The 13,453-nt window shown below is 58.9% G+C and carries 15 protein-coding genes; 10 read left to right on the top strand and 5 right to left on the bottom strand.

Annotated elements, in window-relative coordinates:
- The first annotated feature begins 93 nt into the window (after positions 1 to 93).
- Positions 94 to 990 (top strand): LysR family transcriptional regulator, encoded by an 897-nt coding sequence (locus C4J90_RS00185; RefSeq protein WP_124418937.1) that lies wholly within the window; start codon positions 94 to 96, stop codon positions 988 to 990.
- Here the strand turns inward: C4J90_RS00185 and C4J90_RS00190 are convergent.
- Positions 987 to 1,313, bottom strand: coding sequence for a YqjD family protein (locus tag C4J90_RS00190; protein WP_003170746.1), 327 nt, complete (start codon positions 1,311 to 1,313; stop codon positions 987 to 989). The genes C4J90_RS00185 and C4J90_RS00190 overlap by 4 nt on opposite strands.
- A gap of 157 nt (positions 1,314 to 1,470) precedes the next feature.
- Here C4J90_RS00190 and C4J90_RS00195 point away from each other — a divergent pair, with 157 nt between their 5' ends.
- Positions 1,471 to 1,686 (top strand): dodecin, encoded by a 216-nt coding sequence (locus C4J90_RS00195; protein ID WP_057725727.1) that lies wholly within the window; start codon positions 1,471 to 1,473, stop codon positions 1,684 to 1,686.
- Between the two features lie 116 nt (positions 1,687 to 1,802).
- A complete protein-coding gene (locus C4J90_RS00200) occupies positions 1,803 to 2,027 on the top strand; it encodes a DUF1161 domain-containing protein (protein ID WP_124413426.1) in 225 nt (74 codons plus the stop codon).
- Between the two features lie 152 nt (positions 2,028 to 2,179).
- Here C4J90_RS00200 and C4J90_RS00205 read toward each other — a convergent pair whose 3' ends face one another.
- Entirely contained in the window at positions 2,180 to 3,181 is a 1,002-nt protein-coding gene (locus tag C4J90_RS00205; RefSeq protein WP_124360607.1) for an LLM class flavin-dependent oxidoreductase, read from the bottom strand.
- Between the two features lie 215 nt (positions 3,182 to 3,396).
- On the opposite strand from C4J90_RS00205, the gene C4J90_RS00210 reads away from it, so the two are divergent.
- Entirely contained in the window at positions 3,397 to 3,828 is a 432-nt protein-coding gene (locus C4J90_RS00210) for an OsmC family protein (protein ID WP_124360608.1), read from the top strand.
- Positions 3,829 to 3,970: 142 nt separating this feature from the next.
- Entirely contained in the window at positions 3,971 to 4,210 is a 240-nt protein-coding gene (locus C4J90_RS00215) for a DUF1161 domain-containing protein (RefSeq protein WP_124360609.1), read from the top strand.
- Here the strand turns inward: C4J90_RS00215 and C4J90_RS00220 are convergent, their stop codons facing one another.
- A complete protein-coding gene (locus C4J90_RS00220; RefSeq protein WP_124413427.1) occupies positions 4,211 to 4,633 on the bottom strand; it encodes a hypothetical protein in 423 nt (140 codons plus the stop codon). It abuts the gene before it with no gap.
- A 109-nt stretch (positions 4,634 to 4,742) separates the two neighbouring features.
- Here C4J90_RS00220 and C4J90_RS00225 point away from each other — a divergent pair, with 109 nt between their 5' ends.
- Both C4J90_RS00225 and C4J90_RS00230 read left to right on the top strand, forming a co-directional pair.
- The gene (locus tag C4J90_RS00225; protein ID WP_124413428.1) at positions 4,743 to 5,828 is read left to right on the top strand and encodes an aminopeptidase; all 1,086 of its coding nucleotides are present in this window, start codon (positions 4,743 to 4,745) and stop codon (positions 5,826 to 5,828) included.
- Positions 5,829 to 5,900: 72 nt separating this feature from the next.
- Positions 5,901 to 8,789 carry an RHS repeat domain-containing protein gene (locus tag C4J90_RS00230; RefSeq protein WP_124418938.1) on the top strand — a complete coding sequence of 963 codons (2,889 nt, stop codon included), beginning with the start codon at positions 5,901 to 5,903 and terminating at the stop codon, positions 8,787 to 8,789.
- Between the two features lie 16 nt (positions 8,790 to 8,805).
- On the opposite strand, the gene C4J90_RS00235 is transcribed toward C4J90_RS00230, so the two are convergent.
- A complete protein-coding gene (locus C4J90_RS00235) occupies positions 8,806 to 9,465 on the bottom strand; it encodes an HAD family hydrolase (RefSeq protein WP_124413430.1) in 660 nt (219 codons plus the stop codon).
- Positions 9,462 to 10,004, bottom strand: coding sequence for a gamma carbonic anhydrase family protein (locus C4J90_RS00240; RefSeq protein ID WP_124360614.1), 543 nt, complete (start codon positions 10,002 to 10,004; stop codon positions 9,462 to 9,464). Before C4J90_RS00240 ends, C4J90_RS00235 begins: the two co-directional genes overlap by 4 nt.
- Positions 10,005 to 10,105: 101 nt before the next feature.
- On the opposite strand from C4J90_RS00240, the gene prlC reads away from it, so the two are divergent.
- The 3 genes from prlC to C4J90_RS00255 all read left to right on the top strand — a co-directional run bounded on the left by prlC (position 10,106) and on the right by C4J90_RS00255 (position 13,451).
- Entirely contained in the window at positions 10,106 to 12,157 is a 2,052-nt protein-coding gene (prlC, locus tag C4J90_RS00245) for an oligopeptidase A (protein ID WP_124413431.1), read from the top strand.
- Positions 12,154 to 12,429 (top strand): YheV family putative zinc ribbon protein, encoded by a 276-nt coding sequence (locus C4J90_RS00250; RefSeq protein WP_017528719.1) that lies wholly within the window; start codon positions 12,154 to 12,156, stop codon positions 12,427 to 12,429. Before prlC ends, C4J90_RS00250 begins: the two co-directional genes overlap by 4 nt.
- Before the next feature lie 269 nt (positions 12,430 to 12,698).
- Positions 12,699 to 13,451 (top strand): gluconate 2-dehydrogenase subunit 3 family protein, encoded by a 753-nt coding sequence (locus tag C4J90_RS00255; RefSeq protein ID WP_124418939.1) that lies wholly within the window; start codon positions 12,699 to 12,701, stop codon positions 13,449 to 13,451.
- Positions 13,452 to 13,453 lie beyond the last annotated feature (2 nt).

Below are 13,453 nucleotides of genomic sequence, written 5' to 3' on the forward strand. Positions count from 1 at the left end.
AATGGGTGTAGAGAACAATGAGGGCCACTCTACCCCTGCCGCTCCCGGCTGAAAACCGATAAGATCGCCGCAACCTGTCAGGAAAACTCACAGATGAGTCGAGACCTTCCGCCGCTCAACGCGCTACGCGCGTTTGAAGCCACCGCCCGCCTCAGCAGCGTCAGCCAGGCGGCCGAGCAATTGCACGTCACCCATGGCGCAGTCAGTCGCCAATTGAAAGTGCTGGAAGAACACTTGGGCGTCAGCTTGTTCGTCAAGGATGGGCGCGGCCTTAAACTCACAGATGCCGGGGCCAGGCTGCGCGATGTCAGTGCCGAGGCGTTTGAACGTCTGCGGGATGTTTGCGCCGAACTCAGCCAAAACAGCGCTGATGCGCCGTTTGTGCTTGGTTGTTCAGGCAGTTTGCTGGCGCGTTGGTTTATTCCACGCTTGGGGCGCTTGAATGCGGACCTGCCGGACTTGCGTTTACACCTGTCGGCGGGCGAAGGCGATCTGGACCCGCGACGCCCAGGGCTGGACGCCCTGCTGGTATTTGCCGAGCCACCGTGGCCGGCGGATATGCAGGTGTATGAGTTGGCAAGCGAGCGTATTGGCCCGGTGATGAGCCCACGATTTGCAGGCTACGCAAACCTGCTTCACGCGCCCGCTGCAGCCTTGTGTGGCGAAGCGCTGCTGCATACCACGTCACGTCCGCAGGCCTGGCCGAGTTGGGCGCAGCAACACGCAATCGATCCCGGCGCGCTGAAGCTCGGCCAGGGTTTTGAGCATTTGTATTATTTGCTGGAAGCGGCGGTTGCAGGGCTGGGTGTGGCAATCGCGCCGGAGCCGCTGGTGGCAGAGGACCTGCGAGCGGGTCGCCTGGTAGCGCCATGGGGCTTCAGTGAAACCCCGGCGCACTTGGCGTTGTGGCTACCCAAGCGCGCCGCAGACGGGCGCGCCGGGCAATTGGCGCAGTGGCTCAAGGCTGAGCTGGGGCGCCAACCGGTTTAGTCGCCGCGTTTGCACAGCAGGTAAGCCGCCAGCAGGCCCAGGGCACCTACAGCGACGCCGGCTGTGGTCCACGGGTGCTCTTGGGCGTAGTCCCGAGTAGCAACACCGGTTTCGCGAATTTTGACTTTGCTTTCTTCATAGGCATCGCTGATCAGGTGGCGAGAGTGCTTGAGGGCATTCTCGGCATTGCTTTTCAGGGCCTTCAGCGTTTTGCGCGACTCATCGGATGCATCATCCTTGAGGCTCTCAAGGGATTTGAGCAGGCTCGAAATCTCGGCTTCCATGCTTTCCAGCGACGCTTTGCGTAAAGAAGTGTTGGCCATGTGGACATCTCCTGAAGTGATTGAGTGGCATGTGTAGATACCGACTGCGGCGGTTTCGGAAAGTGCATTAAATCTGAACTTTCGTAGCCGAGCGGTCGCCTCAAGCAGTACGAATATTCACTGCTAGTCTTGATTGACGACCTACAGGAGAAACACCATGAGCGAACATCACACCTACAAGAAAGTCGAATTGGTGGGCTCATCCACCACCACCATCGAAGATGCAATCCAGAATGCCCTGGCCGAAGCCAGCAAAAGCCTCAAGCATCTGGAATGGTTTGAAGTGACTGAAACCCGTGGGCATATCGAGAATGGCAAGGTTGCACACTATCAGGTCACCCTGAAGGTAGGATTCCGAATTGCCAGTAGTTGATCGGGCGCGTGGAACTTTGATCGCTGGCCGATTGCCATAACCTGCGCTACATACAATGGGTGCCGACGTCATAGGCGTCGGCACGCTCTTTTCGACCAGCGCAAGGAAAGTATCGGATGAAGAAGTTTCTGTTAGCGGTAGGTTTGTTGAGCATCGCCGGCACGGCCCTGGCGGCGGGCAAGCCTTGTGAAGAGCTGAAAAGCGAATTGGCTGCGAAGCTCGATGCTAAAGGCGTTCAGGACTATTCGCTGGATGTTGTCGACAAAGGTGCAGCAGCCGATGCCAAGGTGATTGGCAGCTGTGAAGGCGGCACCAAGGAAATCGTCTACAAGCGCGGTTAAGCCCGTGTTGCAGACCTAAAAACCGACGCACTTGTGGCGAGGGAGCTTGCTCCCGCTGGAGTGCGTAGCGCTCCCTTTTTTTGGGGCCGCTTCGCAGCCCAGCGGGAGCAAGCTCCCTCGCCACAGACGCGTCGGTTTTTTTTGCCCGGAATTTAGCCCTTCATCAACTGCGCCAGCAGTTCGTAGGAATGAATCCGGTCGGCATGCTCGTACAGGTCGCAGGTAAAGATCAGTTCATCAGCGCCGGTCTGCTCGATCAGCACCTCCAGTTTGGCGCGGATCTTCGCCGGGCTGCCTACCATCGCCAAGCCGAGGAAACTGCCGACCGCGTCTTTTTCGTGGGGCAGCCACAGGCCGTCCATGGTTTTGACCGGTGGCCGCTGCACCAGGCTCTGCCCACGCATCAGTGCGAGAATGCGCTGGTACACCGAGGTGGCAAGGTAGTCAGCTTGTTCATCGGTGTCAGCGGCCACCAGCGGAATGCCAAGCATGACGTAGGGCTTTTCCAGCACGGCCGAAGGCTTGAAGTGATTGCGGTACACGCGAATCGCCTCATGCATCAGGCGCGGTGCGAAATGTGAGGCGAACGCGTAAGGCAAGCCACGTTCACCGGCCAATTGCGCGCTGAACAGGCTCGAGCCCAACAGCCATACCGGCACGTTGGTGCCGGTGCCCGGTACCGCAATCACCCGTTGGTCGGGCGTGCGTGGGCCGAGGTAGGCCATCAGTTCGGCCACGTCTTCAGGGAAGTCGTCGGCACTGCCGGAGCGTTCACGGCGCAGGGCGCGGGCGGTCATCTGGTCGGAACCGGGCGCACGGCCCAGGCCCAAGTCGATACGGCCGGGGTACAAGCTTTCCAGGGTGCCGAACTGCTCGGCAATCACCAGCGGCGCATGGTTGGGCAGCATCACCCCACCGGAGCCGACACGGATAGTCGAGGTGCCCCCGGCCAGGTAGCCGAGCAACACCGACGTGGCCGAGCTGGCGATACCGTCCATATTGTGGTGTTCAGCCACCCAGAAACGGTTGTAGCCGAGTTTTTCCACGTGCCGGGCAAGGTCCAGGGAATTGCGCAGCGATTGCGCCGCACTGCCGTTGGCGCGAACGGGCACCAGGTCGAGGGTCGAGTACTTAACGTCGGACAGCGATTTCATAGCCTGCTTCTCCAATGGGGGCGCAGGCTTCTCAGACGAACCAAAACCTGCCGCTTCATGTGCATGTTCTATGCAATGAGGGCATATACCCGAGATTCAATAGCAGGCATGAAATTTCCTACCTGAATGGTAGGTTTTTCCGACAAGGTGAACTTTGCCACGGTGTCTATCCTCAGAACCTTACTGACGCAAAACTACCGTTCGAGGAGAAAGCTATGAGTATCGTTAAAAAGGCATCCGCGCATTGGGAAGGCGATCTGAAGACTGGCCTGGGTTCCATTTCCACGGAAACTGGCGTGCTGCGCGAGGCGCCCTACGGCTTCAAGGCCCGTTTCGAAGGCGGCAAGGGCACCAACCCTGAAGAGCTGATCGGCGCGGCCCACGCCGGCTGTTTCTCCATGGCCTTTTCCATGATTCTCGGCGACGCGGGCCTGAAGGCTGACAGCATCGACACCCAGGCCGAAGTGAGCCTCGACCAGGTCGAGGGTGGTTTTGCGATTACCGCCGTGCATCTGGTTCTCAAGGCCAAGATCCCAGGCGCCAGCCAGGCGCAGTTCGACGAACTGAGCAAAAAGGCCAAGGAAGGGTGCCCGGTGTCCAAAGTGCTGAACGCAACCATCACCCTGGATGCCACACTGGTTAACTGACACACCCTCCATGTGGCAGGGGGCTTGCCCCCTGCCACATTTAGTTTTGCGTTAAATCAGAACTCGTATTTCATAGATGTGGTCCTATAGCCTATGCAGCCTAGGCGCACACTCGTGCGCATGCATTCAGGGAGCTTCACACATGAAACGTTTTGCCTTGGCAATCATCTGCGGTGTATTGGCCACTTCGGCCGTGGCCGCGCCAAAAGATTGTGAAGAGCTCAGGAAGGAAATCGAAGTGAATATCCAGGCCAAGGCGATCCCGTCCTACACCCTGGAAATCATCACTGCCGAAGAAGCCAAGAACCACGACAGCGCCATGATTGTTGGTTCGTGCGAAAACGGCACCAAGCGCATCCTCTACCAGAAAAACAACGACTGATCAGATGCAGTTCACACTGCGCTCCTCGGCCAGCAACTGACGCGCCGAGTCATACAGGCGGATGTTGGGGGTGAAGGCCAGTGAGCGACCTTCCAGTACGTAGCGTTGGCCAGCCTGGAAATGGTCGTACTGCAAGGTCATGAAGCAGGTTCGATACATCATCTGGCTGAGCCCCCCCAAACCACCGCCGGCGGGCACTTCGAAATCGAAGCGCACCATCAGTTCGTGGGGGCCGGGCGGCATTTGGAAAAAGCGCCCGTCGTCGAGGTTTTTCCCGTCCAGCCGCTGAGCCATGACCAATTTGGAGCCCGGTGTCGGCGTGGTGAAGTCTACCCAGGCCTGCCGAGGGTCGACTGGCGGGACGGGCGTCAATGCGCAAGCGCTGAGGAACAGGGCGGCGATGGGATACAGAAGCTGGCGCATGGCAGGTACTCAACGCGAGAAGATAGTTTGAGTATAAACACGCCATCGTGTGGAACATCACTTCAAACGTATCAGTCTGGCGCACACATCACCCAGGAGCAGTCGCGGCATGATCAGGCGTTTTCTTCCGGGGTTGCTCGCGATGCTGCTCAGCGGCTGCTCCAGCGTCAGTTACTACAGCCAGTTGGCGAGTGGTCAGTGGCAGCTGCTGCGGGCGCGGGAACCGGTGGCCGAGGTCATCGCCGATCCAACCCGTCCTCAAGGGTTGCGCGAGCATCTGGTGCAATCCCAGAAAGCTCGTACTTTCGCCAGCGAACACCTGCACTTGCCCGACAATCAAAGTTACCGGCTCTACGCCGATATTGGCCGACCCTATGTGGTCTGGAATGTCTTCGCCACGCAGGAATTTTCTCTATCGCCTGAAAACCATTGTTTTCCCATCGCCGGTTGCGTCGCCTACCGCGGCTATTACAGCCAGGGCGCGGCACGCGGCGAAGCGGCATTGCTGCGCCAACAAGGTATGGACGTGTCGATTGGCGGCGTCGAGGCGTATTCCACCTTGGGTTGGTTCAACGACCCGATCATCAGTTCGATGCTGCACTGGGGCGATGAGCGCCTGGCCACGTTGATCTTCCATGAGCTGGCGCATCAGCGCTTCTATGTGAAGGACGACACCGAATTCAATGAGTCATTCGCCAGCTTCGTCGAGCAGGAAGGTACCCGCCAGTGGCGAGCCGCCCGTGGACTGGCGCCGCTGAGCGATGGGACGCTGCAGCAGCGTGATCAGTTCATTCGCCTGATTCTCGATACCCGCAAACGCCTGGAAACCCTCTACGCACAGCCCTTGGCGCGCGAAGCCATGCGCCAGGCCAAGGCGGCGGAGTTCGAACGCCTGCGCCTTGAGTACCGACAGATGCGCGACAGCCAATGGGGCGGTGACAAGCGCTATGACGCGTGGATCAACCAGCCGATGAACAACGCACGGCTGTTGCCTTTCGGCCTGTATGACCAATGGGTGCCGGCGTTTGCAGCATTGTTTCGGCAGGAAGGCGGGGATTGGGTCAGGTTTTATCAGGCGGTGCGCGCATTGGGCGGTTTGGCTTCGCAAGAGCGCAAGATTCGTTTGAGGCAATTGATGAACGAATATCAGGGGATGAATGCGCAGAGCACGTTTGACGCGAGCAGATACAAGTAATATCTACATATCCCACCGCTCTGAGACGCGCTCATTAGAGTTTCCTGACCTTTACAGCGTCAGGGTTTCCTCATGTCTCTACCCTTGCATCAAAACACACCAACGTTAACGGCGATCGATCCACGCGGGTTGGCTGTGCGCACGGTCGCTTATTACCGGCCGACTGCCCAAGTCGAGCTTGAGGCGCGTATTACCCGTCAAGCGTTCAATGCCTCGGGTTTCGTCGTGCAGCAGTACGGGTCACGTCAGTGGATGGCAAGTGACGCCAAAGGGGTGAAAAAAGCCTGTCACGTGACGGTCTACAGCCTTGGCGGTCAGCCGATCTACAGCAATAGCACGGATGCGGGCTGGCGCCTGACGTTACTGGGGGGCGCGGGTCAATGGGTGCACAGGTGGGATGGTCGCGGCGCTCACCGTAAGTGCAACTATGACGCTTCGCTGCGGCCCGTGGCAGTGTTTGAACAAGCGGCCGATGATTCATCTGAGCGATGTGTAGAAAGGTTGGAATATGCAGGTAATTCAACGTCTGAGGCTGTGAATAATCGCTGTGGCCGGCTGGTGTTGCATGACGGCGAATGCGTCAGAACGCGCTTTGAGGAGTATGGCCTGCAGGGGCATGTATCAAGGCAGGCGCAGCGTTTTCTTCGAGAGATTGCGACGGTCAACTGGCCCTTGCAACCCACACAGCGAGAAGCTTTATTGCAGGATGAAGACTTCGTGACGTCATGGCGCTTCAGTGCATTGGGGGAAGCGCTTGAGCAGGTAGATGCAAAAAACAATGTAAAGGACAGTCGTTATGGACGCACCGGTGAGCTACTGGAAGTTGGCATCACCCTGGCGGGCGGTACTCGTCAGGTCATCGCGGATGGGGCCGGCTACAACGCCCATGGTCAGATGCTAACGCAACGTGCTGGAAACGGCGTAGTGAGCGAGTGGACCTACGACCCACGCAGCCAGCGTCTGGAGCGATTATTGACCTATCGCAGCAGGGCAAAGAAAGAGCGGTTGCAGGATTTGGCATACACCTATGACCACGTCGGCAATGTGATCAAAATCGTCGACGCAGCCCAACCCATCCAATGGTCAAGCAACGCCCAGGTCATGGCTGTCAGCCATTATCAATATGACACTTTGTATCAGCTGGTCCAGGCCAGTGGTCGAGAGAATGCGCACAATAGCGCTGGATCGGGGCTGCCAAGGCGGGCAACTTTCGGCGCCGCAAATGATAGCCAATGGCGCAACTACACCCGAACCTATACCTATGACGCCGATGGCAATCTGCAAAAGCTGCAGCATATGCCTAGCAACGGCAGCGGCTATACGCGAACAATGAAGGTAGCGACGCTCGGAAACCAAAGTCTGCCGACTACAGGCCCATTGATCGAGTCGCCCGCATTGGGCAAGGGCTTCGACCTCAATGGCAACCAGCAGCAACTCGAGCGGGGGCAGACCATGAACTGGGATGTGTCCAACCGACTGATCAGTGTCGCCTTGGTGACCCGTGAGGACGCGGCCAACGATGAAGAGCTGTACGGCTATGATGCGTTCGGCCAGCGCGTGATAAAAAATAGTTTGGTCCGGGCGGGCTCACTCACTCATCGTGCGCAGGTGTGCTATCTGCCGGGGCTGGAAGTACGGCGCGACAGTGCCAGCGGCGAATGGCTGAATGTCTTGAATATTGAAGTCGGTCGCTACAGCGTGCGGATACTTCAATGGGAAAAAGGTCGCCCTTCCGAGCTTGCGAACAATTCCATTCGTTGCAACTTGGCGGATCATTTGGGCAGCAGCACCCTGGAGCTGGATGAAAAGGCCCTGCTGATCAGTCAGGAAAGTTATTACCCATTTGGCAGCACTGCGTGGTGGGCGGCGAGAGGCGCCATCGAGGCACGCTATAAAAGTTGCCGCTACAGTGGCAAGGAGCGCGATGCTACTGGGCTGTATTACTACGGGATGCGTTACTACGCACCCTGGTTGCAGCGTTGGATCAGCCCGGACCCGGCAGGGACACTTGACGGACTGAATCGATACAGGATGGTGCATAACAACCCGATGAACAGGGTTGATCGTCAAGGGATGATTACATCCTTGCCCACCGACTGGAGTTCGGCAGGTCAAGGCAGGCTGCCAAGCTTTGGGCATCAAGTGTCCCTGGGCGCTGCACAGGGCGTGGTACTGGGCGGGGTTGCTGCGCTAGGGGCCAAGCTGACGGGCATTGTGGGGCCCTCAGTGGCGTTCGGCGCGTTCGTTGCGGGAGGCGTAGGTTTTGCCGCAGTACGCAACGTTTCGGATGAAATCCGTCATTCATTGTGGGTAGGGTCACCCAGTTATAAAAAGCTCGTGGCGGGTGCGCAGGCAGCTTCTGTCCTGTTGAATGCAGCGTATGCGGCGATCAATGATCCTGCTAACGCAACTGAATTGAATCAGCTGGATGCAGTGTTCTTCGAGGCGGCGCAGGGCTCGAGCAATCTGCAGGAAACGATGTCTGCGGTGAGTTATTACCATGACAACTTACACAGAATAAGCGTCATGGAGCACCATGAAGGCAGGACGACGGTAGAGGCTATTTCAGCCAGAGGCACATTGGCGTCCGGCAGGCTGACGATGCCAGGCGTAAAACGACTGATGTATTTTCAGCGGGACTTTCTAGAACGGTCTTCTGCAGAGGAAATTGCTCACACCTTCATTCATGAAGTCACTCACAGCGCACTCGCGACCCACGATGAAGGCGGCAGTTCGGCCACCGAGGACACGTTATCGTCCTATTTGAGTCGATTGCGCAGTCAGAGGATTTCACCTGCCACCAGTGCAGAAGCCAATGCTCATTATTTTTCTTTGTTGGCCGCCTTGCACCTCAATAAAGCCGACTATCTGCGCAGAAAAAACCGGTTAGCCAGTGGAATATCCGCTCACCCTGCAAGCTCACCGGCCGCACATGCTCCAGTGCGCAGACGGAGGCCTTGAAAACTCGCGTGGCGTGTTAACGATGGTCCATAAACGCCTGGTGCAGCTCGGCCAATGTTTCAAAATGCCAGGTCGGCGCTTCGGCATTCAGCTCTGCAAAGCTGCCAAACCCATACCCCACCGCCGCCGAGTCGAGCCCATTGCTGCGTGCGCCGATCAAGTCATGCTTGCGGTCACCGATCATCAAGGTGGTGGTCGGGTCCAGCCCTTCTTCACGCACCAGGTGGGCGATCAGCTCGACCTTGTTGGTGCGCGTGCCATCCAGCTCGCTGCCGTAAATCACCTTGAAGTGTTTGGCGAAGTCGAAATGCCGTGCGATCTCACGGGCAAACTCCCACGGTTTGGATGTGGCCACATACAGCTGGCGGCCTTGGCTGTTCAGTTCTTCGAGCAAGGGCATCACGCCATCGAACACATGGTTTTCATAGAGCCCTGTGACCCTGAAACGCTCACGATAAAAATTCACCGCTTGCCACGCCTTGGCCTCGTCGAAGCCGTAGAACTGCATGAACGCTTGCAGCAACGGCGGGCCGATGAAGTGTTCGAGGCGGGACAGGTCTGGCTCGTCGATGCCCAGCTTGCCCAGGGCGTACTGGATCGAGCGGGTGATGCCCTCGCGTGGGTCGGTAAGGGTGCCATCGAGGTCGAACAGCACGGTTGGGTGGTGCAGGGTCATCGGTCGAATCCTTCAGCCAGGTGCAGGTCTTTGAGCTTCACGTAGTTCGCTGCGCTGTAGGTGAAAAAGGCACGCTCCTTGTCAGTCAACGGGCGTACCTGTTTAACCGGGCTGCCGACGTACAAAAAGCCGCTGTCGAGTTTCTTGCCCGGCGGCACCAGGCTGCCGGCCCCGATGATCACGTCATCCTCCACCACTGCGCCGTCCATCACGATGCTGCCCATGCCGATCAGGATGCGGCTCCCCACGGTGCAGCCATGCAGCATGACTTTGTGGGCGATGGTCACGTCGTCACCGATCAACAGCGGGAAACCGTCCGGGTTGAACGGGCCGGCGTGGGTGATGTGCAGCACGCAGCCATCCTGCACGCTGGTGCGCGCGCCGATACGGATGCGATGCATGTCGCCGCGAATCACCGTCAAGGGCCAGACTGAGCTGTCGGCGCCGATTTCGACATCGCCGATCACCACCGCCGAAACATCGACAAAAGCCCCGGTGCCCAGGGTTGGCGTGTGGTTCTGATAGGTGCGAAGGGTCACGATAGCCTCTCTCTGTTGTACTGATAGCTGCGGTGGGTGTTGATTGTAATTAAGATGCCCCCATCTTTGTCTTATCTGTTTTTTCAGCCAAGGTGCCAACCGTGAGCGCGAACAACCCTCTTCTGCAGCCCTACGACCTGCCGCCGTTCTCGGCGATCCGTGCCGAGCATGTCCAGCCGGCCATCGAACAGATCCTTGCCGATAACCGGGCAGCTATCGCAGAAATCCTGCAAAGCCAGGGAAAAAATCCGACATGGGCGGGCCTGGTCCTGGCCATGGACGAGCTTAATGATCGCCTGGGCGCGGCGTGGAGCCCTGTCAGCCACCTCAACGCCGTGTGTAACAGCGCCGAACTGCGCGAAGCCTATGAGGCCTGCCTGCCGGCATTGAGCGCCTACTCCACCGAGATGGGGCAGAACCGTGAGCTGTTCCAGGCCTTCGAAGCCTTGGCCAGCAGCCCCGAGGCCGCCGGTTTCGATGTGGCGCAAAAAACCGTGCTGGAACACGCCCTGCGCGACTTCCGCCTGTCGGGTATCGATTTGCCGCTGGAGCAGCAAAAGCGTTACGCCGAAGTGCAGAGCAAGCTGTCGGAGCTGGGCAGCAAATTCTCCAACCAGTTGCTGGATGCCACCCAGGCCTGGACTAAGCACGTCACCGACGAAGCCACCCTCGCCGGCCTGACCGATTCGGCCAAGGCGCAAATGGCCGCCGCCGCCCAGGCCAAAGGTCTCGATGGCTGGCTGATCACCCTGGAATTTCCGAGCTATTACGCGGTAATGACCTACGCCCAGGACCGCGCCCTGCGTGAAGAAGTCTACGCGGCCTACTGCACCCGCGCGTCGGACCAAGGCCCGAATGCCGGTCAGAACGATAACGGCCCGGTGATGGAACAGATCCTCGACCTGCGCCAGGAACTGGCCCAGCTGCTGGGCTACGCCTCCTTCGCCGAACTGAGCCTCGCTACCAAAATGGCCGAGTCCAGCGACCAGGTGCTGAGCTTCCTGCGCGACCTGGCCCAGCGCAGCAAACCGTTCGCGACCCAGGACCTGCAGCAGCTCAAGGCTTACGCCGCCGAACAAGGTTGCGCCGACCTGCAAAGCTGGGACAGCGGTTTCTACGGCGAAAAATTGCGCGAGCAGCGCTACAGCGTGTCCCAGGAAGCCCTGCGCGCTTACTTCCCGATCGACAAAGTGCTGGGCGGCCTGTTTGCCATTGTGCAGCGCCTGTACGGCATCGAGATCGCCGAGCAGAAAGGTTTCGACGCCTGGCACCCGGACGTGCGCCTGTTCGAGATCAAGGAAAACGGTCAGCATGTCGGCCGCTTCTTCTTCGACCTGTATGCCCGCGCCAACAAGCGTGGCGGTGCCTGGATGGACGGTGCCCGCGACCGCCGCCGCACCCTGGAGGGTGTGCTGCAAAGCCCGGTGGCCAACCTGGTGTGCAACTTCACCCCGGCCGACAGTGGCAAGCCCGCCCTGCTGACCCACGATGAAGTGACCACCCTGTTCCACGAGTTCGGCCATGGCTTGCACCATCTGCTGACCCGCGTTGAACATGCCGGCGTATCCGGTATCAACGGCGTGGCCTGGGATGCGGTGGAGTTGCCGAGCCAGTTCATGGAGAACTGGTGCTGGGAGCCTGAAGGCCTGGCGCTGATTTCGGGCCATTACGAAACCGGTGAGCCGTTACCCCAGGACCTGCTGGAAAAAATGCTCGCGGCGAAAAATTTCCAGTCCGGCCTGATGATGGTGCGCCAGCTGGAGTTCTCGCTGTTCGACTTCGAATTGCACGCCACCCACGGCGATGGTCGCAGTGTGGCGCAGGTGCTCGAAGGCGTGCGCGATGAAGTCTCGGTAATGCGCCCACCGGCCTACAACCGCTTCCCCAACAGCTTCGCGCACATTTTCGCCGGCGGTTATGCCGCCGGTTATTACAGCTACAAGTGGGCCGAAGTGCTGTCGGCGGACGCCTTCTCCAAGTTCGAAGAAGACGGCGTGCTCAATGCCCAGACCGGTCGCGCCTTCCGTGAAGCGATCCTTGCACGGGGCGGTTCACAAGCGCCGATGGTGTTGTTCGTCGACTTCCGCGGACGTGCGCCGTCGATTGACGCACTCTTGCGCCACAGCGGCCTGAGTGAGGACGCGGCAGCATGAGTGAAGGGCCTGTGATCACCAAAAAGCAATTTATCGCCGGGGCGGTCTGCCCGGCGTGCAGCGAGCCGGACAAGCTCAAGATGTGGACCGAAGACAGCGTGCCACACCGCGAGTGTGTGGCCTGTGGGTATACCGATACGCTCAATGACCAGGGGCTGTCAGTGCCCAAGGAATTGGGTACGCGGGTCAATACGTCGGCATTGAAAGCGCCGGCGGACCCGAAGGTGCAGGCGGTGCAGTTCTTCCCCAACCCGAAGCTGAAAAAAGACTAGCAGTCCGTACGCGGACCAAAATGTGGGAGGGGGCTTGCCCCCGATAGCGGCTTGTCAGTCAACCTACACATGACTGACTCACCGCCATCGGAAGCAAGCCTCCTCCCATTTTTTTGCCCGCATGTATGCGACTTAGGTCGCTGAATTCTTTCTCTACATGCTTAGCCTGCTATCATTTGTAACCATTGATTGCTGCTCGCAGCAAAAAAAAGACAAGCCACTCCCCAGAAGCGGCTGCCAAACCCGTGACCACATGATGAGGTGCACCCATGTCTGATCAAGATCAAGACAACCCCCGGCGTGAGTTTTTGCGCAAATCCTTGACCTTGATCCCGGTGGTCACGGTTGCCAGCACTGGCCTGGGCGGATCGATGCTGATGACCACACCGGCACCTGCCGAGGCAGCGCCAGCCAAGCCTGCGGCCAGTGACAAGGCGTATGAACCGACCTACTTTACCGCCGAAGAATGGGCGTTCCTCAACGCCGCCGTCGAGCGCTTGATCCCTGCCGATGCCCAAGGCCCGGGTGCCTTGGAAGTCGGCGCTGCGGAATATATCGACCGTCAGATGAATACGCCGTACGCCAGTGGCGCGCTGTGGTTCATGCAAGGCCCCTTCAACGCCGATGCCGCGCCGGAGATGGGCTGGCAGAGCAAGCTGGTGCCCAAGGAAATCTATCGCCTGGGTATCGCGGCGACGGATGCCTGGTCGAAGGCGTTCAACGGTAAGGCTTTTGCTGCGCAAGACAGCGCTACCCGAGACGACATGCTGCACCGCCTGGAGGCGGGTGCCACTGAGCTGAGCGCTCATTTCGAGGCTGTGCCGTCAAAGATGTTTTTCAACCTGCTGCTGCAGAACACCAAGGAAGGCTTCTTCTGCGACCCCATCCACGGCGGCAATAAAGGCATGGTCGGCTGGACCATGATCGGTTTCCCCGGCGCCCGCGCCGATTTCATGGACTGGGTCGAGCGCAACGAGCAGTACCCCTTCCCGGCTGTTTCCATTCGCGGCGAGAGGGCTTAACT

Origin of the sequence: Pseudomonas sp. R2-60-08W (genome assembly GCF_003852335.1) — a bacterium.
GTDB lineage: Bacteria > Pseudomonadota > Gammaproteobacteria > Pseudomonadales > Pseudomonadaceae > Aquipseudomonas.